General features: G+C 64.9%; 23 protein-coding genes. 19 read left to right on the forward strand and 4 right to left on the reverse strand.

The annotated features are described in order from the left end of the window. The first annotated feature begins 113 nt into the window (after positions 1–113). Both ACSLGO_RS01470 and ACSLGO_RS01475 read left to right on the forward strand, forming a co-directional pair. Positions 114–413 (forward strand): DUF4193 domain-containing protein, encoded by a 300-nt coding sequence (locus ACSLGO_RS01470; RefSeq protein ID WP_091602360.1) that lies wholly within the window; start codon positions 114–116, stop codon positions 411–413. 292 nt (positions 414–705) lie between these two features. Then, entirely contained in the window at positions 706–1,893 is a 1,188-nt protein-coding gene (locus ACSLGO_RS01475) for a TerC family protein (RefSeq protein WP_091602363.1), read from the forward strand. Positions 1,894–1,947: 54 nt separating this feature from the next. Here ACSLGO_RS01475 and ACSLGO_RS01480 read toward each other — a convergent pair whose 3' ends face one another. Then, the gene (locus ACSLGO_RS01480; protein ID WP_386917065.1) at positions 1,948–2,898 is read right to left on the reverse strand and encodes an alpha/beta hydrolase fold domain-containing protein; all 951 of its coding nucleotides are present in this window, start codon (positions 2,896–2,898) and stop codon (positions 1,948–1,950) included. Between the two features lie 195 nt (positions 2,899–3,093). On the opposite strand from ACSLGO_RS01480, the gene ACSLGO_RS01485 reads away from it, so the two are divergent. The 13 genes from ACSLGO_RS01485 to ACSLGO_RS01545 all read left to right on the forward strand — a co-directional run bounded on the left by ACSLGO_RS01485 (position 3,094) and on the right by ACSLGO_RS01545 (position 15,590). After that, complete coding sequence (locus tag ACSLGO_RS01485; protein WP_325785861.1) at positions 3,094–4,038, forward strand: 3-carboxyethylcatechol 2,3-dioxygenase; 945 nt, start codon at positions 3,094–3,096, stop codon at positions 4,036–4,038. After that, positions 4,035–4,901: an alpha/beta fold hydrolase gene (locus ACSLGO_RS01490; protein ID WP_386917064.1), complete on the forward strand. Its 867-nt coding sequence runs from the start codon at positions 4,035–4,037 to the stop codon at positions 4,899–4,901. Before ACSLGO_RS01485 ends, ACSLGO_RS01490 begins: the two co-directional genes overlap by 4 nt. Before the next feature lie 5 nt (positions 4,902–4,906). Continuing rightward, on the forward strand, positions 4,907–5,725 hold the full coding sequence (locus ACSLGO_RS01495; protein WP_386917063.1) for a 2-keto-4-pentenoate hydratase: 819 nt from the start codon (positions 4,907–4,909) through the stop codon (positions 5,723–5,725). Further along, the gene (locus ACSLGO_RS01500) at positions 5,718–6,170 is read left to right on the forward strand and encodes a nuclear transport factor 2 family protein (RefSeq protein WP_091602375.1); all 453 of its coding nucleotides are present in this window, start codon (positions 5,718–5,720) and stop codon (positions 6,168–6,170) included. The genes ACSLGO_RS01495 and ACSLGO_RS01500 overlap by 8 nt, the downstream gene beginning before the upstream one ends. After that, entirely contained in the window at positions 6,167–6,916 is a 750-nt protein-coding gene (locus ACSLGO_RS01505) for an HpcH/HpaI aldolase family protein (RefSeq protein ID WP_218054921.1), read from the forward strand. The genes ACSLGO_RS01500 and ACSLGO_RS01505 overlap by 4 nt, the downstream gene beginning before the upstream one ends. Then, the gene (locus ACSLGO_RS01510; protein ID WP_091602378.1) at positions 6,913–8,568 is read left to right on the forward strand and encodes a bifunctional 3-(3-hydroxy-phenyl)propionate/3-hydroxycinnamic acid hydroxylase; all 1,656 of its coding nucleotides are present in this window, start codon (positions 6,913–6,915) and stop codon (positions 8,566–8,568) included. Before ACSLGO_RS01505 ends, ACSLGO_RS01510 begins: the two co-directional genes overlap by 4 nt. A gap of 101 nt (positions 8,569–8,669) precedes the next feature. Beyond that, entirely contained in the window at positions 8,670–9,665 is a 996-nt protein-coding gene (locus tag ACSLGO_RS01515) for an ABC transporter substrate-binding protein (RefSeq protein WP_263127544.1), read from the forward strand. 72 nt (positions 9,666–9,737) lie between these two features. Further along, positions 9,738–10,562, forward strand: a complete 825-nt coding sequence (locus ACSLGO_RS01520) for an ABC transporter permease (protein WP_091602383.1) — start codon at positions 9,738–9,740, stop codon at positions 10,560–10,562. Then, a complete protein-coding gene (locus ACSLGO_RS01525; RefSeq protein ID WP_436399753.1) occupies positions 10,559–11,332 on the forward strand; it encodes an ABC transporter permease in 774 nt (257 codons plus the stop codon). The genes ACSLGO_RS01520 and ACSLGO_RS01525 overlap by 4 nt, the downstream gene beginning before the upstream one ends. Beyond that, entirely contained in the window at positions 11,325–12,164 is an 840-nt protein-coding gene (locus ACSLGO_RS01530; RefSeq protein WP_091602389.1) for an ABC transporter ATP-binding protein, read from the forward strand. The genes ACSLGO_RS01525 and ACSLGO_RS01530 overlap by 8 nt, the downstream gene beginning before the upstream one ends. Beyond that, the gene (locus ACSLGO_RS01535; protein ID WP_436399754.1) at positions 12,161–14,140 is read left to right on the forward strand and encodes a flavin-containing monooxygenase; all 1,980 of its coding nucleotides are present in this window, start codon (positions 12,161–12,163) and stop codon (positions 14,138–14,140) included. The genes ACSLGO_RS01530 and ACSLGO_RS01535 overlap by 4 nt, the downstream gene beginning before the upstream one ends. A 96-nt stretch (positions 14,141–14,236) precedes the next feature. Continuing rightward, complete coding sequence (locus ACSLGO_RS01540; RefSeq protein ID WP_091602395.1) at positions 14,237–14,893, forward strand: TetR/AcrR family transcriptional regulator; 657 nt, start codon at positions 14,237–14,239, stop codon at positions 14,891–14,893. Beyond that, the gene (locus ACSLGO_RS01545; RefSeq protein ID WP_091602398.1) at positions 14,871–15,590 is read left to right on the forward strand and encodes an SDR family oxidoreductase; all 720 of its coding nucleotides are present in this window, start codon (positions 14,871–14,873) and stop codon (positions 15,588–15,590) included. Before ACSLGO_RS01540 ends, ACSLGO_RS01545 begins: the two co-directional genes overlap by 23 nt. A gap of 26 nt (positions 15,591–15,616) precedes the next feature. Here the strand turns inward: ACSLGO_RS01545 and ACSLGO_RS01550 are convergent, their stop codons facing one another. Beyond that, positions 15,617–16,291, reverse strand: coding sequence for a GntR family transcriptional regulator (locus ACSLGO_RS01550; RefSeq protein ID WP_091602401.1), 675 nt, complete (start codon positions 16,289–16,291; stop codon positions 15,617–15,619). A 179-nt stretch (positions 16,292–16,470) separates the two neighbouring features. Between ACSLGO_RS01550 and ACSLGO_RS01555 the strand changes: the two genes are divergently transcribed. The 3 genes from ACSLGO_RS01555 to ACSLGO_RS01565 are packed head-to-tail and all read left to right on the forward strand — an operon-like array spanning position 16,471 to position 19,854. After that, positions 16,471–17,331, forward strand: coding sequence for a fumarylacetoacetate hydrolase family protein (locus ACSLGO_RS01555; RefSeq protein ID WP_386885306.1), 861 nt, complete (start codon positions 16,471–16,473; stop codon positions 17,329–17,331). A 28-nt stretch (positions 17,332–17,359) separates the two neighbouring features. Beyond that, positions 17,360–18,925, forward strand: coding sequence for an FAD-dependent monooxygenase (locus tag ACSLGO_RS01560; RefSeq protein WP_436399755.1), 1,566 nt, complete (start codon positions 17,360–17,362; stop codon positions 18,923–18,925). 53 nt (positions 18,926–18,978) lie between these two features. Next, positions 18,979–19,854, forward strand: a complete 876-nt coding sequence (locus tag ACSLGO_RS01565; RefSeq protein ID WP_386885302.1) for a VOC family protein — start codon at positions 18,979–18,981, stop codon at positions 19,852–19,854. Between the two features lie 20 nt (positions 19,855–19,874). On the opposite strand, the gene ACSLGO_RS01570 is transcribed toward ACSLGO_RS01565, so the two are convergent. After that, positions 19,875–20,507: a hypothetical protein gene (locus ACSLGO_RS01570; protein WP_436399756.1), complete on the reverse strand. Its 633-nt coding sequence runs from the start codon at positions 20,505–20,507 to the stop codon at positions 19,875–19,877. A gap of 84 nt (positions 20,508–20,591) precedes the next feature. Between ACSLGO_RS01570 and ACSLGO_RS01575 the strand changes: the two genes are divergently transcribed. Beyond that, complete coding sequence (locus ACSLGO_RS01575) at positions 20,592–21,365, forward strand: glycosyltransferase family 2 protein (protein ID WP_436399757.1); 774 nt, start codon at positions 20,592–20,594, stop codon at positions 21,363–21,365. Here ACSLGO_RS01575 and idi read toward each other — a convergent pair. Beyond that, the gene (gene idi / locus ACSLGO_RS01580; RefSeq protein WP_091602417.1) at positions 21,313–21,843 is read right to left on the reverse strand and encodes an isopentenyl-diphosphate Delta-isomerase; all 531 of its coding nucleotides are present in this window, start codon (positions 21,841–21,843) and stop codon (positions 21,313–21,315) included. The genes ACSLGO_RS01575 and idi overlap by 53 nt on opposite strands. Positions 21,844–21,856: the final 13 nt, after the last annotated feature.

Consider the following 21,856-nt stretch of genomic DNA (forward strand, 5'->3'; position numbering starts at 1 on the left):
AATGTGTCACACTTGTTGCGCTTCTGACCTGCACGGCAGACAGTACCGGTTACCATCGGGGTGCACTGCCCCGTTCCACAGCCCCCACCAAGCATTGGAGAGTGAGCCTGAATATGGCTACTGATTACGACGCACCGCGCAAGGTCGAAGAGGACGCCGGAACCGCTTCGATCGAAGAGCTTCAGGCCCGCCGGAGCGACAAGCAGTCAGCCGTAGTGGACGTGGACGAATCCGAGGCGGCGGAAGCCTTCGAACTGCCGGGCGCGGACCTCTCCAGCGAGGAACTGCTGGTCCGCGTAGTGCCGGCCCAGGAAGACGAATTCACCTGCGGCTCCTGCTTCCTGGTTCGCCACCGCTCCCAGTTCGCCGTGGAGAAGAACGGCACCAAGTACTGCAAGGACTGCGAGGGATAGAGGTCCCCGGCCGGCCGCCTTCCGGGCCGGGCACAGCCGCCGTACCCGGTTTCGGGTGCGGCGGTTGTGGTTAAAGCCGCCGGTGTGCTTTTGTTCCTTCCATGGTCAGTGCCGTGTCCGTCGCGCCCCGCAGCGTGCATCGGGTAGAGTGGACGGTTCGTAGGGGAGTATCCACCCACGCTGAACCTCGTCAACACGTAGGGCACCGACGCCCGGCCGGGGCCAGCGGGCAGCCAATGGCTGCCGGAGAGACTTGCGGTCCTTTGGCGTACCCTACGAAAGCAGAGACTCCATGACTGTTTCCCCCCTGATCTGGGGCGTGACGATCGTCGTCATCCTCGGCCTGCTGGCCTTCGACTACTTCTTCCACATCCGCAAGGCCCACATTCCAACCCTGAAGGAAGCGGCCATTTGGTCCTCCATCTACGTGGGCCTGGCCGTCATCTTCGGCATCCTGGTGCTCGTCTTCGGCGGCGTCACCATGGGCGGCGAGTACTTCGCCGGGTACATCACGGAGAAAGCCCTCTCCGTAGACAACCTGTTTGTCTTCCTGATCATCATGGCGTCCTTCCGGGTGCCCCGCGAGGACCAGCAAAAGGTCCTGCTTTTCGGCATTGTCTTCGCGCTGATTGCGCGAACCGGGTTTATCTTCCTGGGCGCAGCGCTGATCAACTCCTTCTCCTGGATCTTCTACCTGTTCGGACTGATCCTGCTGCTCACCGCCGGCAACCTGCTCAAGCCCGAGGACAGCGAGAAGGATGAGGCAAACAACTTCATCATCCGCATTGCCAAGCGCGTCCTGCCCACCACGGACCACTACGACGGCGACAAGCTGATGACCGTCGAAAACGGCAAGAAGGTCCTCACCCCGATGCTGCTGGTCATGGTGGCAATCGGCGGAACCGACATCCTCTTCGCCCTGGACTCGATCCCCGCCATCTTCGGCCTGACGCAGAATACCTTCATTGTCTTCACGGCCACGGCGTTCTCCCTGATGGGCCTGCGCCAGCTCTACTTCCTGATCGACGGACTGCTGGACCGCCTGATCTACCTTTCCTACGGCCTGGCCGCCATCCTCGCCTTCATTGGCGTGAAGCTTGTGCTGCATGCCCTGCATGAGAACACCCTGCCGTTCATCAATAACGGCGAGCATGTGGAAGTGGTCGAAGTCAGTACAGGCCTGTCACTCAGCGTCATCATCGGCGTCCTGCTCATCACCGTCATTGCGTCGCTGGTCAGCCCGGCAGGCAAGGCCCAGACCGCCGTGAACAACGCCCGCCGCCACGCCAACGCCTACCTGGACCTCTCCTACACCTCGGATGAGGCCGAGCGGGAGCGCATCTACCGGGCACTCTGCGACGAAGAGAAGCAGATTCTGCAGATGGACAAGAAGTACAGGGACAAGGTCAAGGACATCGAGGACATCCGGACCGAAGTGGCCCGTGCCCACGAGGAACACTCGCGCTACTCCAGCAAGTAGCTGACTTCGGCAAAGGGGCTCTCCGCAGATGCGGAGGGCCCCTTTTGTGCTTGGTCAGACGTTAAGACGGCGCTGCAGCCAGCCCGTTCTTGCGCTGAGGGTGGCTTTCGAGACGGCGCTGTCCGGAACAAGCTGGTCGTAACGGTGGAATCCGCCCGCCCACAGGTGCAGCTCCGCGTCGTTTCCCGCCTCCCACAGCCGGCCGGCGTAAGCCATCGTCTCGTCCCGGAAAACCTCAGCCGTTCCGCACTCCAGGAAGGCGGGGGGCAGCCCGGAAAGATCCTGTGCCCGGGCCGGGGCTGCGTAGGGCGGCACCTGCTCCCGGGCATGGGCCGGACCCAGCAGGGATTCCCAGCCGAAGGCGTTGGCTCCCCGGTCCCATCCGCCGGTGCCGTCGAACTGGAGGGCCGAAACTGATGAGTTCCGGTCGTCCAGCATCGGACTCAGCAGGAGCTGGCCGTCGATGCGGGGGCCGTCAAGGTCCCTGGCCATCAATGCAAGTCCAGCGGCAATGCCTCCCCCTGCGCTCTGGCCGGCTACGAAGAACCTGCGGCCCCCTGCGGTTTCGCGGGCCGCCCACACCATCGCTGCATAGGCGTCACTGCGCGGCACTGGGTCAGGGTGTTCCGGTGCCAGCCGGTAGTCAACAGTGACGAGCGTTGCATCGAACTCATCCACCCACTGAAGGAACGGCGCGAGCCCACTCCACCGGTTGCCCGCCACCATTCCGCCACCGTGAGTGTGGAAGATGACCGGACCCGAGGATTGCCGGCTGCTGCGCTGGATGACCGAGACCGGGACGGTTGCGTTCCCGCCGACGTGAACGGCTTCGTCGCGGCGGTGCACATGGTCGCGCTGCTCCAGGATCGCAGGGCCGGCAGCTGCGGCCTTCCGCAGAGCGTTGAGATCCGCAGGTCCCGCCATGCGGTTTCCATCCGGGAACTTGGCCAGGAAGGCGGGGGCGATCTCGCGGTCGTACGGAGGCGGAACCAGCTCTGTGCTCATAGATTTCCTTCGCTGACGGTAGGTAACGGATGGGCTGTCACATCGGCCCTCTGATTTTTTGTGACGCCGATTACAAAGACCCCTAGCCAGATGTGATTGAACTCACTAGAATCTCTATTCTAGACGAGGTAATCAAGAAACCTTCGCTCTTCTACCCAGACGCGTAAGGCCCCCGGGCCTGAAGGGAAGTCCCAAATGACTCTTGCAGTGGCTGCAATGTCCCATGCCCCCTCTTTTGGAAATGTGGATCCGGGAGGAACCGTATTCGCCGAGATCAACTCGGCGATTGACGAGGTCCGTGACTTCGTGGAGGACTTCGCTCCGGACGTCACCATCGCCCTGGGGCCGGACCACTTCAACGGCGTGATGTACGAGATGATGCCGCCCTTCTGCGTCGGTGCGCAGGCAACAGGCGTGGGGGACTGGGGAACCTCCGCCGGTCCGCTGCCCGTAGACAGCGACGCGGCGCGTGAGCTGCACCGGCTTATCCTCGAAGACGGAATCGACATCGCACGCTCCGAGCGGCTGCAGGTTGACCACGGCGTCCTCCAGCCCTTGGAATTCGTTTATGGGCACGGGTTTACCAACCCCTTCGTGCCAATCTTCGTGAATTCCGTGGGGCTGCCCCTCACGCCCATGAACCGGGTGCGGCTTTTCGGTGAAGCCGTGGGCAGGGCTGCTGCCAAGCTGGACAGCAAGGTACTGATCTTCGCCTCCGGCGGGCTCTCCCACAACCCGCCCATCCCCGTCTGGGACGGGGCCCCGGAGGAGGTACAGGAACGCCTGATCCATTTCGAGATGACCGCTGAACAGCGCGAAGCCAAGGAATCGACCATGATCGCCAACATCCGCAAGTTCGCGGAGGGCAAGGCCACCGCACAGCCCCTGAACGCGGAATGGGACAACAAGGTCCTTGACGCCTTCCGTGCAGGTGACCTTTCCGTGGTGGATTCCTGGACTAACGAATGGTTCCACACCGAGGGCGGCAGCGGTGCCCACGAGGTCCGCACCTGGATCGCAGCATTCAGTGCGCTGGCCACGGCCGGCAGCTACAGCTTCGCAGTAGATCGCTACTGGCCGGTGGAAACCTGGGGTGCAGGTTTCGGCGTCGTAGCAGCCAAGACGGACAGCCCTGCGTGAGTCAGGAACTGGGAACGCTGTGGCAGGAAATCGGTGACCTGCCGCACCAGCTGCGTTACATCGACGTCGGGAACTGCCGTACCCGTGTGCTGAGCGTCGGCCAGGGAAAGGACACGATCGTCCTGATGGCGGGCACGAGCGGTCACTTGGAAGCTTTCACCCGGAATATCCGCGCGCTGGCCGGGGAATACACCGTCCTTGCCTACGACTATCCCGGGCACGGGTTCTCAACCCTTGCCGAAGCTGACCTCGAGATTCCGGACTATGAACAGCACCTGCTTGGGCTGCTGGACAAGCTTGGACTGGACCAGGTGCACCTGTGCGGAGAATCCCTCGGCGGCTGGATTGCCCTGAAGTTTGCCCAGAAGCACGCAGACCGGGTGAAGACCCTGATCCTCAGCGCGCCCGGCGGGCAGGTCATGCCACCCTCGGCGATCGGCAAAACACGTTCCGTCAGCCGCAACGCCGTCGAGGACCCGACCTTTGAGAACGTCAAGGCCCGGCTGCAGGTGGTTATCCACGACCCGGCGCTCATCACCGACGAGCTGGTGCAGATGCGCCGGGCGGTCTACAGACGCGACGGGTTCGCTAAATCCATGAGTCACATCCTCGCACTGCAAAACCCGGAGATCCGTTTCCGCAACCGGGTCACCGTGGAGGATTACGCCGCCCTGACCGTGCCTGCGCTGCTGGTGTGGACGGACCATGAGCCCTCAGGCGGAGTGCAGACCGGGAAAGAATTTGCCGCCGCCATTCCGGACGGGGAGCTGCTGCTGATCCGCAATGCCGCGCACTGGCCGCAGTGGGAAGGCCCGCAGGCCTTCAACGAACGTGCCCTCGATTTCCTCGCCCGAAAGGGGTGACCCGAATGACCGAAACAACAGCCGCCCCCGGCACTGTGCAGAGGCTGGCCGACGAACTCTATGAAGCCCGCCGGGCCCTGCACCCCATCGACTTCATCCGCAACCACCTGGCGGAAGGCGACCTCGACGCCGCTTACGCCATCTCCGAACTCAACACCGCCCGCCGGGTCCAGGAATCCGGTCTTCGACGGGTAGGCCGCAAGGTTGGACTCACCAATCCCATGGTCCAGGCCAAGGCCGGAGTGGACCAGCCGGACTACGGAATCATCCTCGAGGACATGGTTTTCGAGAGCGGAACAGTGCGTCCCCGTTCCGTTTTCATCAAGCCCAAGATCGAAGCCGAAATCGCCTTCGTGCTGAAGGAAGACCTGCTCAGCCCAGATCTGGAGAGCATCATAGCCGCCGTCGACTACGTGACACCCGCCATTGAGCTGGTGGACTGCCGGTACCACAACTACGGAATGTCCATTCTGGACACCGTGGCGGACAACGCCGCCTGCGAGGGCGTTGTGCTGGGCAGCGTCCGCAAAAGCTATGACGAAGTGAACCTGGACGAGGTGGAAATGGTCCTCTACCGCGGAGGTGAGGAAGTCACCCGCGGGGTGGGCCGCAATGTCCTGAAGGGCCCGATCAACGCGATCGCCTGGCTGGCCGAAACCTCGCTGCGCGTAGGCAAGCCGCTGCTGGCCGGGGAGATCCTGCTCTCCGGATCCATCGGCATGATCGTGGACTGGGACACGGACGTGACCTACCGCGCCGAATACTCCCACGGGTTCGGATCCGTTGAAGCCACCCTGAGCACCAAGGAGAACACACATGCGTAGGGTTACCCCTGAAATCCGGGCTGAGATCGAGCAGCTCGTAGCCGAACACCACTGGCTGCTGGACCACGGACAGGCAGACCAGCTTTACACCCTGTACGCCCGGGACGCAGTTTCAACCGGACCGATGGGCACTATGGAAGGCCGGGACGCCATCAAGTCCTGGGGAGAGAAACGGGTTCAGGTCGACGCCGGTCTCGTCCGGCATTTCTCCGGCGGCACCCGGCTAGCCTTCGTGGACGGCGTCCTCTGCGGGACCACGTACTACATGACCTTCCGTGACAGCCAGGCAGATCCGCTCATGCCGGCCAGCGTCGGCGAGTTCCGCGAGCAGTACGTCGAGCAGGACGGCCGCTGGCTGATCCACCGGCGGGAAATCGCCCCTATCTTCGGCGGAGCCAACGCAGCCGCTCACGCCCAGCGGCTGGCTGCAGGAGCAAAACCGTGAGCTCCTCCGTGCCCGTGATGATGCACGTGGCAACCGCCTCGCTCGCCGTAGTGGAAGCCGCGCTCGACGCCGGCTACGACGGGCTCATGATCGACCTGCAGCACGGTGAAGTGGGGCTGGAGGACGCCTGCGCAATGCTGCGTGCCGTTCCCCGCGGCAACTCCCACCTCTTTGCCCGTCCCTCCGGCCTCGAACCCGGTCCGATCGGGCGCCTCCTGGACAGCGGTGCCCGCGGCATCGTGGCACCCACCATCGAAACGGCCGAGCAGGCCGCACAGCTGGTGGCGGCAGTGAAGTATCCGCCGCTTGGCCGGCGCAGCCTGGGCCCCAGCCGGCCCGGACTCTACTCCGGCGAGGACTACTGCGCGGCCGGCAACGCGGCCGTGGCAGCTGTCGTGCAGATCGAGACCGCCGCCGGTGTGGACGCGGCTGGAGAGATCCTCGCCGTGGAGGGAGTCGACGCCGTCTACATCGGCCCGGCGGACCTCGCCGTTTCCTACGGACTGCCCGGGCGGGCGGACTGGGCAGACGGCCCCGTTGCCGAAGGGATTGAAAAGGTTGCAGCCGCAGCCCGTGGGACGGGCGTCCGGCTGGGGCTGTACTGCAGCGATCCGGCGTTCGCCGCTGCGCACATCCGCAGCACCGGACTGGACTTCGTTGGCATGGGAATTGACTTGGTGTTTATGGGAAAGCAGGCCCGGGCAACCGTGGCAGCCCTGGATGCGGCTTTGGAGGAACAATCATGACGGAACAGGCAAGCATCCTGATTATCGGCGCGGGCCCCACGGGCCTCACCCTCGCGAACCTGCTGGGGCAGAACGGCGTCTCGACCGTGCTTATCGAGGCTCGGAACGAGCTGATCGACTTCCCCCGCGCCGTCGGCATTGACGACGAATCGCTGCGGGCCATGCAGGGACTGGGGCTTGTGGACAGAGTGCTCGAGCACACCGTTCCGGACCAGCAGATCCGCATTGTCAACGGCTCGGGCAAGGTGATTGCCGGGATCAACCCAACCACCCGTGAGTTCGGCTGGCCACGCCGCAACGGCTTTGTGCAGCCGCTGGTGGACGCCGTCCTGCTCGAGGGCGCACGGCGCTTTGACAGTGTGGACGTGCGGATGGGCACCGAAGCAGTGGACCTCGTCCAGGACCGCGACGGCGTGAGTGTTACCGTCCGCTCGCAGGGACAGGAATCCACTCTCCGGGCCGCCTACGTGGTGGGCTGCGAAGGCGGACGGTCCTTTACCCGGCAGAAGCTGGGCATCCCCTTCACGGGTGAGACCCGCAAGCAGCGAGGTCTGGTTATCGATGTCGCCAACGATCCACTTGGTACACCCCACGCTGTCTTCGGCGGCGACCCCAACCGCGGCTACGCCACGCTCAGCCTGCCGCACGGCATCCGCCGCTGGGAGTTCATGCTCCTGGAGGGTGAGGACGATGCGCTGGTTGAAAGCGACGAGTTCCTGCATAAGCTCCTGCAGGACCACGTCGCAGATCCGGCCAACCTGGACATCATCCGCCGCCGGGTTTACGAACACCACGCCCGGATCGCCGACCGCTTCCGCGACGGCCGGGTGCTGCTTGCCGGCGACGCTGCACACGTCATGCCTGTCGTCGCAGGCCAGGGATGGAACTCATGCATCCGGGACGCACTGAACCTCGGCTGGAAACTCACAGCCGTGGTCCGTGGCAGGGCCGGCCAGGAGCTGCTGGACACCTACGCCGAAGAACGCCGGGACCACGTCAAGGCCATGGTGGACCTCTCCGTGGGCATGGCGAAGGTCGTGACGAACCGCAGCAAAGTCACCTCCGCCGTCCGCGACACCGCGGCTGCGGTGATCGACCGCCTGCCCAAGCTCAAGTCCTACGTCTCCGGCCAGGGTTTCAAGCCCATGCCGAAGTACACCAGGGGAGTAGTGCTGCAATCCCCGTGGACCGTGTCCAAGTCAGTTCCCGTCGAAGAAGGAACCTCCCCGGGTGCCGGAACCCTGTTCCCGCAGCCCCGCGTCGAGGTCCCCGGAGCGCAGACCATGCTGCTTGACGACGCCGTTAGCGCCGGCTGGCGCGTCCTGGTCTGGAACAACGACCCGGCGCACTTCCTCAGCGAGGACACCCGCTCCGAGCTGGCGGACCTGGATGCCTCCCTCATCCAGCTGGTGCCCTCCGCCCAGCTGAACTGGGCAGCCGCGAATGCCTCGTCCGGCGTCAGCGTGATCGGCGATCCTGCCGGTGAACTGAAGTCCTGGTTCCACGCCCGGCCGGTTTCCGCCGTCGTAGTCCGCCCGGACCACGTCATCGCAGCCGAATGCCTTGCCCAGGACCTGGACAGCGCACTGCGGACCATCTTCCAAAAGGCGCACCTGCGCCCGGCCCGTGAAAAGGCGGTCGCCACCGCCTGACCCCCGGCTTCCGATTCCCCACATTTACTGACGAGCGCACCGCACCGGTCCAACGCGGACCGCCGCACCGCGTTTCGTTCCCTCAAAGAAGAGAGAACCAGATGAACACCAAGATCACGCGTCTGCTCGGAGCCGGCGCCCTGCTCGCCCTCGCCCTCACCGGCTGTGCCTCAGGCTCCATCTCCGGCGGAGAGGGCAAAGCTGCCGCTGCCGGCTCCGGGAACTCAGACCTGCGCGACGTGACGATCGGGCTGTTCCCGTCCTCCGCCGTCGGCGCCATCCAGCTCGGTATCGACAAGGGATACTTCGAGGAGGAAGGCCTGAACCTGGAGGTTCTGCTGGGCCAGGGCAGCGCCGCACAGCTGCCTTCCCTGAGTTCCGGCAGCCTGGACTTCATGCTCGCCAGCCCTACGACGCCGCTGATTGCCACCGCCCAGGGCCTGGATCTGAAGATTGTGTCCGGCTATGCGGCCAACCGACCCGAAATCGTGGAGGACTCAGTTTCCGTCCTGGTGGGACCGGGCTCGGACATCAAGAGTGCGCGGGACCTCGAAGGCAAGACCGTCTCCATCAATGCCCTGGGCAGCATCGGCGAGATCGGCATCCGTGAGGCCGTGGAACTCGACGGCGGGGACCCGAACAAGGTCACCTTCGTACAACTCGGCTTCAACGAGGTGGGTGCCCAGCTGGAGAGCGGCCAGATCCAGGCAGGCATGGCCGGACCGCCGTTCATGCAGCAGATCGTCGCGGACGGCGGCAGCGTCATCAGTGACTTCATCCAGGACGCCAACCTGGGCGGAGCGGAGCTCGTGATCGCCTCCAGCGGCGCCCTGACACGGAACGATCCCGCATTGATCGAAAGCTTCGTATCGGCCCTGGACAAGACGCTGGCCTACGCCGAGGAACACCAGGACGAGGTGCGGGACCTGCTCCCGTCCGTTCTGGGTACCTCTCCGGAGGCAGCGGCGAAAACCGACTTCATTGCCTGGAGCGCCGAACTTGATGTGGACGCGCTGAAGCAGTTCGCGGACCTCATGGAGAAGCACGGCGTCACGGAGAAACGCCCCGATGTTGAATCCACTGTCTGGAGCAAATAGCACCAGCGGCCGCCGGTCCGAAGCCCGGCGGCCCCAGGCTTCCCAATCCTGTTATCCGAAAGGGGGCTGGTCATGACGGCCAACCCAGCTACATCGACCGCAGCGCGGTCCTCGGCGCGCTGGCTCCGCGTCGGTCCGGCGCTGCTGGGGACCTGCGGCGTCCTCGGCTTCCTGCTGACCTGGCAGCTTGCCGCGGTGACCGGCCTGGTGGATTCCCGGCACCTGCCGCCCGCCACTGAGGTCCTTGAGCGGTTCTTCGCCAACCTGGCCTACACGGAATTCTGGGTCGCCACCGGGCATACGCTGCGCGCCTGGCTCCTGGGCCTGCTGGTCTCCGCCGTGGCCGGACTGGTGCTGGGCGTCCTGGTCGGCTCGAACAGCTTCCTGGTGAGGGCCACCCACTCGACGGTGGAGTTCCTCCGGCCCATCCCGGCCGTGGCGCTGATTCCGATTGCCGCGCTGCTTTTTGGCCCGAGGCTTGGCTCGGAACTGATGATCATTATTTACGCCTGCTTCTGGATCGTGCTGATCCAGGTCCTTTACGGCATTGCCGACCTGGACCAGGTAGCCATGGACACCACCAGGACCCTGGGGCTTTCGTTCATGGAACGGGTCCGCTACCTCATCTTCCCCACACTGCTTCCCTTCTTTATGACCGGTCTGCGCCTGGCCGCAACGGTGGCCCTGGTGCTGGCCATCAGCGTGGAGCTGATCGTCGGCACGCCCGGGCTGGGCCAGGAAGTGGCACTGGCCCAGATCAACGGGTCGGCACCGGCCATCTTCTCCCTGATCATTACCAGCGGCCTGCTGGGCATCATCATCAACATGATGATGCGGTTCGTGGAGCGCAAAACCCTGTTCTGGCACGAATCGGTACGCGGAGGAAAATCGGCATGACGAACGTCCTGAAAAAGACCGGCTACTTCCTGGGCCTGCCGCTGATCCTCATCACGGCGTGGGTCGTCTACACCTCGGTGACCACCAACTTCTTCATCCCCGAACCTGCGATGCTCGTGGACCGCTTCTTCAGCATTTGGTTCTCCGAACGCCTCGTATCCGACGTCCTGCCGAGTCTGTACCGGCTGCTGGCCGGGCTGCTGCTCTCGATCGTGATCGGCGTCGGCGTCGGGATCGTCATTGGCTACGTCCGCTGGATCCGCTGGCTGTTTGAACCCCTCTTCGAGTTCATCCGCGCGGTGCCCTCCACCATCCTGATCCCGGTGCTGCTGCTGCTCATTGGCATCAACGACGCCATGAAGATCACCCTGATCGTGTTCAGCTGCGTCTGGCCGATCCTGCTTAACACGGTTGCCGGCGTCACGTCCATCGATGAAGTCCAGCAGAACACCGCCAAGGTGATCGGGCTGAAAGGCCTGGACCGGATGCGTTACCTGGTGCTTCCCGCGGCCTCGCCGCAGATTATGGCCGGTATCCGCCAGAGCCTGGCCGTGGCGCTCATCCTGATGGTCGTCTCCGAAATGTTCGCATCCACGGACGGAATCGGGCACTGGACCATCAACTTCCAAAACCGCGTTGCCATCCCGGAAATGTGGAGCGGTGTGCTGCTCCTGGGAATCATCGGCGTCGCTCTGTCTGCAGTCTTCCAAATGATCCAGAAGCGGACACTCGCCTGGTACGAAGGATTGAAGGAGAACAAGAATGACTAACGCAACCAAGACGGTCCGCCTTGAAGTAGACCAGCTGCAGAAGATCTACCAGACAGGCAACGGAACTGAATTCGAAGCGGTGCGTTCGCTGACCTTCGACCTGCACGACGGCGAGTTCGCCTGCCTGGTGGGTCCTTCCGGAAGCGGCAAGACCACGCTGCTCAAGTGCATCGCGGGACTGATGCGGGCCACCTCCGGCCGCGTGGTCCTCGACGGCCAGCCGGTCAACGGCCCGGCCAAGGGCATGGCAGTCGTGTTCCAGGAATACGGCCGCAGCCTCTTTCCGTGGATGACAGTTGAAGCGAACGTCGGGCTGCCCCTCAAAAGCGCCGGCCTGTCCAAGGCCGAACGCACCAGCCGGGTGGCCGACGCGCTCGCGGACGTAGGCCTGGCCGAGGCCGGCAGTAAGTACCCATGGCAACTCTCAGGCGGTATGCAGCAGCGCGTGGCCATTGCCCGCGCGGTCGCCTCCCGGCCCAGCGTGCTGCTGATGGATGAGCCGTTCGCCGCCGTCGATGCCCAGACCCGCGCGGACCTCGAAGATCTGGTCCGCAGGATCTGGAAAGAACACAACATGACGATTCTCTTCGTCACCCACGACATCGACGAGTCCGTGTACCTCGCCGAGCGGGTCCTGGTGCTCTCCAGCTCACCCACGGTTATCCAGAACGACATCGTGATCGACCTGCCGCAGGAGCGCGACCAGCTCCTGACCCGCTCGGATGCCCGCTTCGGTGAACTTCGCGCCGAGGTCTACGAACGCGTGCAGTTCGCCAAGACCAACGTCACCGGACAGAGCGAGCCGGCCCGGCTCACAGGAGTGGGCGCATGAGTGCCGCCGGCCTCGACGAGGCAGTGCAGGCCCCCGACGACCTGTTCTGGCAGGAACACAGCGAGCGGATCACTGAACCGGATGAGGAACTGCAGAGGATCGTTGAAGCTGCGGACCTTCCAGCCCTGCTGGCAGCCCTTGCCGCCGCGACCGGTGATACCAGTTTCCTGACTCCTGACCTGCGGCCTCCGCTGAAACCGGTGGACACCGTCAGCCACCCGCACGGCGGCATGAGTGCCGAAGCGCAGGGACGCGGCCGGGCAGCGGCGCTCGCGGGCCTGCGCCGGCTGCGGGATGAGGGAATCACCCGCAGCCGGATGCTCAGCCATGCCGAAACCGGCACGATTCTCGAATTCCTGGCCAACGGGCACACCGAATGGGACGGAATGCTCCGCCACGAGCTGGATCTGGCCCCGGATAAGAACGGCGCGCCGGACTGGCAGTTCGACGACGTCGCTGCGGGCCGGGAATTCTCCGCCCTGATCGTTGGATCCGGCGTGGCAGGGCTTGCCGCTGCACACCGCTTCCGCCAGGCGGGCGTTCCGTTCAGCATCATCGAATCCGCCGACCGGCTCGGCGGCACCTGGCAGAAAAACCGTTATCCGGGCGTGCGCCTGGACACCCCAACGTTCGGCTACTCCTACTCCTTCGCGCAGCGGTCCGACTGGCCGCACCAGTTTGCGCAGGGCGCCGAGATCCGCGAGTACCTGGAAACCGTGGCTGAGCGGTCCGGCATAGCGGAACTGGTGGAATACGGAACCCGCCTGCTCAGTGCCGACTGGGACCCGGAAACCGGACTGTGGACAGTGCTCACGCGCGTTCGGGGCGGAACCGAACAGCGCCGGACGTTCAACGCCGTTATCACTGCCACCGGACAGCTGGACATCCCCAACATTCCGGACTTCCCGGGCCGGGATTCCTTCGGTGGTGTTGCCATGCATTCCCAGGACTGGGACGAGGCGGTTGACTACCGGGGCAAACGCGTAGCCGTGATCGGCACCGGTGCCAGTGCGTACCAAATCGTTCCCGCGATCTGCGCGGACGTGGAGAGCATGGTCGTTTTCCAGCGCAGTGCACCGTGGATGCTGCCTGCGCCGAGCTACCACGACTCAATGACCGAGGTCTTTTCCTGGCTGCGCCGCAAAGTGCCCCACTATGCGCAGTGGTACCGGCTGTGGGTGACAGTACTGGGCATTCCCGGGCGGTTCCACACCGTACGGGCAGAGGAAGCCTGGAACGGCGCCCCGCTCAGCGTCTCCGCCCGAAACCAGGAAGTCCGAGAGGAACTTACGCGGATCCTGGGGGAGCAGTTCAGCGGCCACCCCGAACTGCTCAAGCACGCCGTCCCCGGCTATCCGCCGGGCGCTAAGCGGATGCTGCGGGACAACGGAGTGTGGGCCAGGGCGCTCACCTCGGACCACGTGGCCGTGGAAACCTCCCCGATCCGGGAAATCACTCCCACCGGGATAGTCACCGAAGACGGAACCCGGCACGAGGTGGACATCATTGTCTACGCCACCGGCTTCCGGCCTTCGGAATACCTTGAAGGTATCGAGATCCGGGGCCTCGACGGCGTCGAAATCCACGATGCATGGGACGGCGACGCCCGTGCGTACAACGGAATCACGGTGCCCGGGTTCCCGAACTTCTTTATGGTTTACGGACCCAACGTGGGCGGCGTCGTGGCGGGAAGTCTCCACTTCATGCTCGAAAGGGCTTCCGAATACGCCCTGAAGGCCATCCGTGAAGTCCTGGCACGCCAGGTGAAGGCACTGGACGTCCGGCCCGAGGCAATGGAACGTTTCGTGGCCTGGGTCGATGGGGAGAACCGGCAGATGGCATGGGGACAGCCGTACGTGCGCACCTGGTACCAGAACGCCAAGGGGCGGGTCTCCCAGATCTGGCCCTTCACCAACGTTGAATACTGGGAAGTGACCGAGTCGATTAACCCCGCAGACTATGATTTCCTCGCCTAGGAGAACCCGGCGCACCGGGACAGGACCATGCATCCAGGTCCTGTCCCCGGCTGCGCTCGGGTCAGGTGCAAATGACCCGCTTGCGAAAGGACAACGGTGACCCGCAGGAGCCGCGCGCATCAGAGTACCCCCGGCAATGAGAAGGCAATTCTTGAGGCGGCCCTGACGCTGGCCGTCACCGCGGGCTACGAAGGAACCACCATGGCTGAGGTGGCGCGCCTGTCCGGTCTGCCCGTCGGTTCGGTCTATTGGCACTTCAATAACAAGGAACAGCTCTTCGCCGAGCTCATCGAGTACTGCTTCGAGCAGTGGAAGGCCGACCACACCGGCCCCACCAACCGTGACCTGCTTCGGCGAAGCATCGCCGGCTCTGCCGGCGGTTCCGTGGATCCTGAGAACCGCGCGGAGGCTTTCTGGATCCTGGCACTGCTTTTCGCGCTGGAGAAACGGCTGGCCGGGAACCTCGCCAGGGAAAAATATCTTGACGTCCGCAAAGAGATGTTCGAGCTGATGGTCCAGCGCGTGGAACCGCAGGTGCCTGCATCGGTGCTGGCGGTCGATCCGGCGTTCGGACGCAAAATGGTGGTACTCGGCCGGGCCCTGACGGACGGTTTCTACATCGCCGCCTCAGCGGGGGATGAGATCGACTTCATGGAGTTCGCAGACCTGTCCGCCACCGCCGTCGAAGCTCTGATCCAGCGGAAGGCCGCCGAAATTGAAGGGAACCTGGATGCAGCCGACGCCGAGTCCTAGGACAGCAGTCGTCATCGCCGGGGGCTCCGGCATTGGTGCCGCGGTAGTCCGTGAACTCTCGGCCCATGGCTACCGGGTGGCGGCCCTGTCGCCGTCAGGCAGCGCGAAAAAACTTGCTGAAAGCCTCGGCGGGGTCGGTTTGGAAGGCTCCAACCGCTCCGCCGGGGACCTGCAGGCGATCGTAGACCTCGCGCTGGCCGAGTTTGGCCGCGTCGACACTGTGGTCAATGGCTCCGGTCATGGTGCAGCCGGTCCGGTCCTGGAGATCACCGACGAGCAGTGGGAAGACGGCATGAACGCCTTCCTGATGAACGTAGTCCGCATGGCCCGGATCATTACCCCGCATTTCGAAGCGGCCGGTGGAGGAACAATCGTGAACATCTCCACCAGTTCACCGTTCGAACCGAATCCGCGCTATCCGGTCTCGGCCACCTTCCGTGCGGCGCTGGCCTCATTTACCAAGCTGTACACGGACGAGTACGGTCCCGCGGGGATCCGGATGAACAACGTGCTGCCCGGCTTCACCAAGGAAGATCCGTCTACGGTTCCGCCGGACTGGACCCAGCGCATCCCGCTGCGCAGAGCCGCTGCGGCTGCCGAAGTGGCGCGGGTGGTCCGATTCCTGGCCGGTGAGGAATCCAGCTACATGACGGGCCAGAACATAAGGGTCGACGGCGGTTCCTCGCGGTCGGTCTAGGAGCCCGGACCCTGCCGCCCGCGGATTCAGTCCGCGCTGCGCGGCAGGGCAATACCGGAATCAAGGACTACGCGGACAGTCGCCTCGTAGTGCGCCCGCAGGAGCCGGGCCAGTTCCACCGCATCGCGCGCCAGCGCTGCTGCGAGGATGTCCCGGTGCTCTCCCTCGACGTCGCGGCTTCCGGGCTCAACGTGCGGTGCCGCCCAGCACCTGTACAGCTCCGTGGCATCGGAGAGGTCCGAAGCCAGTTTCAGCATGGGCCTGCACGCGCTGGCCTCCAGCAGCTTGAGGTGGAAAGCTTTGTGGGCCTTCTGCCAGGCAGGATCGACGTGGTCCGGGTCTTCCGCTGACCGCCGGGGAATCCGTGCCAGCTGGTGATGCACCGCCATGACTTCGGATTCCCACACCACGTCTCCCCGCTCGACGGCGAGCCGGGCTGCGAGCTCCTCGGTGACACACCGGAGCTCGGTCAGGTCCTCCAGCTCCCGAATGTCAAGCTCCCGGATGAAAAACCCCCGGTTGGGCTGCGCCGTCACCAGCCCGTCGCCGGCGAGTCTCGCCAGTGCTTCCCGGACCACGGTGCTGCTGGTGCCGAGCCTTGCCGCCAGCGCTACCGGCTGCAGCCGGGTTCCGGGCTCCCATTCACCCCGAAGGATGTCCTCCCGAATGCGTTCGACCGCTTGGGTCCCTGCCTGTGCCATGGTTCCTCCCGTTTCCTGCTCCTGATTCTGCCGTAAAACGAGACCATTCAGGATTATGCGCAAATAATATATTTTTCATTGACGAGTAGCTTATTCGCTGGTTAGTGTTGTGGCGATCACCACACGCCGGCAGGCGGTCCGGGAAACACCGGGCCAATAGCCAAGGACAAGCCAAAGGAATGACCATGCGCTACGCCAGCTACATTTCCCCCGCAGGAGCCCGGACCTGGGGCGTCGTTGAAGGCGACACCGTTTACGACCTCGGCCCCAGCGGCCTGAACCTCGCAGCGAACCTCGGCGACGCCGTTCGGGACGGCGTTTTCGGCAACGTCCAATCGGAGCAGTACTCCTCCGCACCGGCTGCTGCCGAAGCAGAGATCACCTTCCTGCCTCCGGTCACGGAACCGGGCAAGATCATCTGCATCGGTGTGAACTACCGCAGCCACCAGGAAGAGACCGGCAAGGTGGAGCAGAAGGCTCCCACCGTCTTCACCCGGTTCGCAGACACCCAGATGGGCCACCTGGCACCGGCCCTGATGCCGGCTTCCACCACCCAGTACGACTACGAGGGTGAGATGGCCCTGGTCATTTCGAAGGACGCCTGGCACGTTTCGAAGGAAGACGCCTTTGATTACGTCGCCGGATACGGCGCCTACAACGACTTCTCCGTACGGGACTGGCAGCGCAACGCTTCCCAGTGGATCCCCGGCAAGAATTTCCCGGGCACTGGGGCCTTCGGCCCCTACCTCGTTCCCGCCTCCGACATCGAGGACCTGGATTCAATGGTCCTGGAGACGCGTGTCAACGGCGAAGTGCGGCAGAAGGCCGCCCTGGGCGACCTGTACTTCTCCATCCCCGAGCTCATCGAGTACGTCACGGGCTTCACCAAGCTCTCCGCAGGCGACGTCATTGTCACCGGGACCCCCGGCGGAGTGGGCCTGTTCATGGAGCCCTCGGGCCTGCTCAGCGACGGCGACGTCGTCGAGGTTGAGGTCAGCGGCCTGGGTGTCCTGCGCAACACAGTCCAGCGCTGCGAGTAGGCCGGCAGGTCAACGGAAGGAGCGCGGCATGGAAGAACGAACGGAGACCGACGTCCTGGTAGTTGGCGCCGGCCCAATCGGCATGACGGCGGCTGTCCTGCTGGCCGACTATGGCCTCAACGTGGTCCTCGCCGAAAAAGAAGCGACTACCAGTGACTCGCCGCGCGCCATCAGCGTGACTGATGAAACGCTGCGCGTCATGGCGGAGATCGGTGTGCTGGACAAGCTTGTTCCGGAGATGCTGATGGACACGGGCGCGCGGTACTTCGGCCGCCGTGGACAGCTCATGGCGGAAGTCCGTCCGGGCCGGCCGCGTCTGGGCCAGCCCGGCAAATCCCAGTTTGACCAACCGGTCATGGAATCGCTCCTGCTGGATGCCGTTCGGCGGCGCCCGGGCATTGACCTGCGCCTTGAATCCGAGGTCCTGTCCCTGACGGATCACGGCAGCAGCGTCGAAGCGCTGATCCTCCGCGGCGGTGCAGTCCAGCGGGTCCGGTCCAAGTGGGTCCTGGCCTGCGACGGCGGCAGGAGCCCCATCCGGACCCGGCTGGGAATCGCGCTTGAGGGAAGTACCCAGGCACAGCAGTGGATCGTCGTCGACATTGCGAACTCACAGGTGCAGACCGAGAAGTTCGCCGAATTCCACTGCAACGGAACCCGCCCGGTAGTGCAGGTCCCCGGGGCCAAGGGGCGGCGCCGGTACGAGTTCATGCTGCTGCCGGGGGAACGTGCCGAGGAAGTGACCACCCCGGAGTTCATTGCCGGGCTTGTGGCTCCGTACGAATCCGTGGAGCCGGAGAACATCCGGAGGGCCGCCGTTTACGTGGCCCACCAGCGCATCGCCGCGGAATACCGCCGTGGACGGGTGATCCTTGCCGGTGACGCCGCTCATCTGATGCCTCCATTCGCCGGCCAGGCGCTCAACGCCGGAGTCCGGGACGCAGCGAACCTGGCCTGGAAGATCGCGGCGCAGGTCAACGGTGCTCCGGAAGCACTGCTGGATACCTACGCCGCGGAGCGCCGGCCGCACACAGCGGACATGGTCCGGCTCTCCCACCTGATCGGTCAGGTGGTGATGGCCACCAACCCGCTGGCAGCCGCAGCACGGGACAAGCTGCTCGCCGCGTCATCGCTGGTTCCGCCGCTGAACCGGTGGATCACGCAGATGCGGTTCCTCAAGCAGCCGCACTACACCTCCGGGTGCCTGGTCCCGCCGTCCCGGGACACGTCCAAACCGGCCGCCGAACTGGTGGGCCGTGCCCTGACCCAGCCGTCCGTCCGGACCGACGACGGAGCGGAATCCGGCCTGGACGCTGTTCTTGGGCTCGGCTGGAGCCGGCTGCGGTTCCTCGGCGCGGACCGCATCGAGGTGGCACCTGCCGGGGCTGGCTACGCGCACCGGCGGACCATGCACGTAATGGACACCGAGGGCGCCTTCCGCGAGGTTCCGCCGGGCACTGGCCTGCTGGTCCGCCCGGACCGTTACGTCGCGGCCGTGTTCGAAGCCGGCGGTGAAGCAGCGGTCCTGGCAGAGCTCGCCGCGCTGGTGCCGGAACTCGGACGCGTGGGCAGTACGGCTGCCCCGAACCTCTAACGCCCCGCACGGCGATTCCATCTAGCGGCGTACCTATCTTGCAAGGAGAAAACATGTCTTGGGGCTTGATCCGGGAAATGGGCCATGTGTCCATCCAGACCACCGACGTCGATGCCGCGGTTGCGGATGCAACCGGGCTGCTGGGCCTGCGCGTCACAGAACAGGCAGGCCGGGAGACATACCTGGCCGCCGCGGCGGTCCACCATGAACTGGTGTATGTCGACTCGGACACCAACGGTATCCATTCGCTTGGCCTGGTGGCCCGGGACGGAGACGCCCTGCGGGAGATCCGGCGCCGGGTCGAAGCCGAAAACCTGCCGGTGATCAGCGAGACGCCGGTGTCGGCAGGTGTGCAGGACGGCTTCAGCTTCATTGGCCCGGAAGACTGGGTCTTTGACATCTACACCGACCTGCAGGCCAGCGAGACCGGACCCCTGTCCTTTGGGCCGGACCGCTACGGGCACCTGAACTTCCACCCCCGCAACGTCCGGACCATGATGGAGTTCCTCGCCCGGGTGCTGGACTTCCGGCTGTCCGATGTTATTGGCGACGACTTCGCCTACTTCATGCGGTGCAACCCGGACCACCACGGCATTGCGCTGATCCAGGGCAAGGGCACGTTCCACCACCATGCCTGGCAGGCCCAGTCCATCGTGGACCTGGGCAAGCTGGGAGACCGGCTGAACCGGTTGGGCCGTGAGCTGATTTGGGGGCCGGTCCGCCACGGCGCCGGACACAACATCGCGGCGTATTACGTCGAATCCTCGGGCGCAGTGGTTGAGCTCTACACCGACCTCGAGCAGATCTACGATGACGCCCGTCCGCCCGTCGTGTGGGGCGCGGACGAGAACTGGTGGAACATGTGGGGTTCATATCGCCCGGAGGAGTTCCGTTCCTTTGGAATCCCCCCGGTCTCAGGCCGCCGCTGATCCGTCCGCCGGCACGCGCTTCAGCCCTGGACCCGCCGCTGGAGCGTGCTGCCGGGTGCGCCGCGGTGTGCCGGGGGAGGGTTCCGCCGCAGCAGGCGGGCCAGCAGGATGCCGGAGAGCACCGAGCCCAGTCCGCCGGCCGCAAGGTCCCCGATCGTGTCCCGGTAGCCGACGTTGATCGTGGCATCCACGTAGTAGTGCCCCCACCACTCGCCGAACTCCCACAGCACGCTCAGGGCCAGGCCCAGCGCAGTTACCACTGCTGGGACCGCGAAGGCCGGAACCGGCTGCCCGGAGTCCTGCCAGGCCGTCACGGCCCCGTAAGCTGCGAGCAGGTACCAGGCCATGACAGCGATGGTGCCGGTAGCCGCGAAATGGACGGCGAGGTCCCACCAGGAAATCCGTGCGTACAGGTCCATCACGCTGCTCCATGCGGCCAGGAGCAGGGTTAGGCCGTAGAGCGAAGAAAACAGCGGGGCTGCCGGCAGGCAGCGGGACACCAGGAGGCCCAGCAGCACCAGTGCGAACAGGGCTGCCTCGACCGGGCCGTACCAGAGCAGGGCCACCAGCAGGCTCACTGCGCCCAGCAGGCGGATGCCGTCCGAAGCCACCTCGGCGGCAGAGACCGGTCGGCGCAGGAGGGCATCGATCATGTTCTAACCGTAGCGGAGCAGAACTTCGGCCGCCCATACTCCGCGGCGGGCATCAGCCGCCCAGTTGCACGTAGGATCACTGGCATGCCAGCCCCCGCACTTCCGTCCGTCAGCGTCGTCATCCCATGCCTCAACGACGCCGAAGCGCTGAGGACATGCCTTGCCTCGCTGGCCGTCCAGAGCGTGCAGCCCGCCGAAATTGTGGTGGTGGACAACAACAGCACCGACAACAGTGCCGAGGTGGCCCGGGGGCTCGGCGCCCGGGTGGTGTTTGAAGCCAAGCCCGGCATCCCCGCCGCGGCCGCCGCCGGATACGACGCCGCCACCTCGGACATCATTGCCAGATGCGACGCGGACTGCGTCCTTCCCCCGGAATGGATTAAGCAGTTAGCGGAACATTTCGCCGCCGACCCGCAGCTCGCCGCCGTCAGCGGACCGGGACGGTTCTATGGTTTCCCACCCCGGGCCGGGCGGATCCTCTCCGGGCTCTACCTCGGTTCCTACTACCAGGCGATGACGCTGGCGCTGGCCCACCGTCCCCTGTTCGGATCCAATCTGGCGCTGCGCACGGACGTGTGGCGCGAGGTAGGTCAGGCAGTTCACCGGGAAGACCCGGAGCAGCACGACGACGTCTGCCTCAGTGCGCACCTGGGCCAGGACTACCGCTGTGCCTGGGACCGAAACCTCGTGGTTGGCATGGCACCGCGGGCGGTGACCGGCTGGTCCAACCTGGTCCGCCGCTTCCGCCGGGCCTTCCACACCCTTGCGGTGCACTGGCAGGCAGCGCCGCCGTGGGAACGCTGGATCAGGCGTTTTCGGGGTAAAGCAGGGGAAGCTGCAGCACCAGCCAGGGACTGAAAGCCCAGGGCGTGAGCCGCACGGATTCAACCAGCTTCGCCGGATCGGCCCAGGTCCAGTCCATGACCTCATCCGCGGCCGGGACCGGGTCGGCCTCCGCAACGGCGGTGTAGACGGGGCAGATCTCGTTCTCCACGATGCCCGAGGCATCAACGGCCCGGTAGCGGAACTCGGGAAGCGCGACGGCGATGCTGTTCAGCGTCAGTCCCAGCTCGCGTTCGGCCCGGCGCACCACGGCATCCTCGGTGGCCTCACCGGGACCGGGATGGCCGCAGAACGAGTTGGTCCAGACTCCGGGCCAGGTCAGTTTGGAGAGCGCCCGCCGCGTCACGAGGATGCGGCCATCCGGGTGGTAGACGTGCGTCGAGAAGGCCAGATGCAGCGGCGTGTCGCTGGTATGCACGGTCATCTTGTCCGCTGTACCTATCATTTGGCCCCCTTTATCGACCAGAATGACTTCTTCCCGGCGTTGCGGCATTTCTTCCCCTAAC

Origin of the sequence: Arthrobacter sp. IK3, from assembly GCF_051337705.1 — a bacterium.
Classification (GTDB): Bacteria; Actinomycetota; Actinomycetes; order Actinomycetales; family Micrococcaceae; genus Arthrobacter_B; species Arthrobacter_B koreensis.

Excerpts from the sequence above, each read along its gene's own strand:
- ACSLGO_RS01470 (WP_091602360.1), top strand. The coding sequence starts at position 114 with ATGGCTACTGATTACGACGCACCGCGCAAGGTCGAAGAGGACGCCGGA.
- ACSLGO_RS01475 (WP_091602363.1), top strand. The coding sequence starts at position 706 with ATGACTGTTTCCCCCCTGATCTGGGGCGTGACGATCGTCGTCATCCTC.
- ACSLGO_RS01480 (WP_386917065.1), bottom strand. The coding sequence starts at position 2,898 with ATGAGCACAGAGCTGGTTCCGCCTCCGTACGACCGCGAGATCGCCCCC.
- ACSLGO_RS01485 (WP_325785861.1), top strand. The coding sequence starts at position 3,094 with ATGACTCTTGCAGTGGCTGCAATGTCCCATGCCCCCTCTTTTGGAAAT.
- ACSLGO_RS01495 (WP_386917063.1), top strand. The coding sequence starts at position 4,907 with ATGACCGAAACAACAGCCGCCCCCGGCACTGTGCAGAGGCTGGCCGAC.
- ACSLGO_RS01500 (WP_091602375.1), top strand. The coding sequence starts at position 5,718 with ATGCGTAGGGTTACCCCTGAAATCCGGGCTGAGATCGAGCAGCTCGTA.
- ACSLGO_RS01510 (WP_091602378.1), top strand. The coding sequence starts at position 6,913 with ATGACGGAACAGGCAAGCATCCTGATTATCGGCGCGGGCCCCACGGGC.
- ACSLGO_RS01515 (WP_263127544.1), top strand. The coding sequence starts at position 8,670 with ATGAACACCAAGATCACGCGTCTGCTCGGAGCCGGCGCCCTGCTCGCC.
- ACSLGO_RS01520 (WP_091602383.1), top strand. The coding sequence starts at position 9,738 with ATGACGGCCAACCCAGCTACATCGACCGCAGCGCGGTCCTCGGCGCGC.
- ACSLGO_RS01525 (WP_436399753.1), top strand. The coding sequence starts at position 10,559 with ATGACGAACGTCCTGAAAAAGACCGGCTACTTCCTGGGCCTGCCGCTG.
- ACSLGO_RS01530 (WP_091602389.1), top strand. The coding sequence starts at position 11,325 with ATGACTAACGCAACCAAGACGGTCCGCCTTGAAGTAGACCAGCTGCAG.
- ACSLGO_RS01535 (WP_436399754.1), top strand. The coding sequence starts at position 12,161 with ATGAGTGCCGCCGGCCTCGACGAGGCAGTGCAGGCCCCCGACGACCTG.
- ACSLGO_RS01545 (WP_091602398.1), top strand. The coding sequence starts at position 14,871 with ATGCAGCCGACGCCGAGTCCTAGGACAGCAGTCGTCATCGCCGGGGGC.
- ACSLGO_RS01550 (WP_091602401.1), bottom strand. The coding sequence starts at position 16,291 with ATGGCACAGGCAGGGACCCAAGCGGTCGAACGCATTCGGGAGGACATC.
- ACSLGO_RS01555 (WP_386885306.1), top strand. The coding sequence starts at position 16,471 with ATGACCATGCGCTACGCCAGCTACATTTCCCCCGCAGGAGCCCGGACC.
- ACSLGO_RS01560 (WP_436399755.1), top strand. The coding sequence starts at position 17,360 with ATGGAAGAACGAACGGAGACCGACGTCCTGGTAGTTGGCGCCGGCCCA.
- ACSLGO_RS01565 (WP_386885302.1), top strand. The coding sequence starts at position 18,979 with ATGTCTTGGGGCTTGATCCGGGAAATGGGCCATGTGTCCATCCAGACC.
- ACSLGO_RS01570 (WP_436399756.1), bottom strand. The coding sequence starts at position 20,507 with ATGATCGATGCCCTCCTGCGCCGACCGGTCTCTGCCGCCGAGGTGGCT.
- ACSLGO_RS01575 (WP_436399757.1), top strand. The coding sequence starts at position 20,592 with ATGCCAGCCCCCGCACTTCCGTCCGTCAGCGTCGTCATCCCATGCCTC.
- idi (WP_091602417.1), bottom strand. The coding sequence starts at position 21,843 with ATGCCGCAACGCCGGGAAGAAGTCATTCTGGTCGATAAAGGGGGCCAA.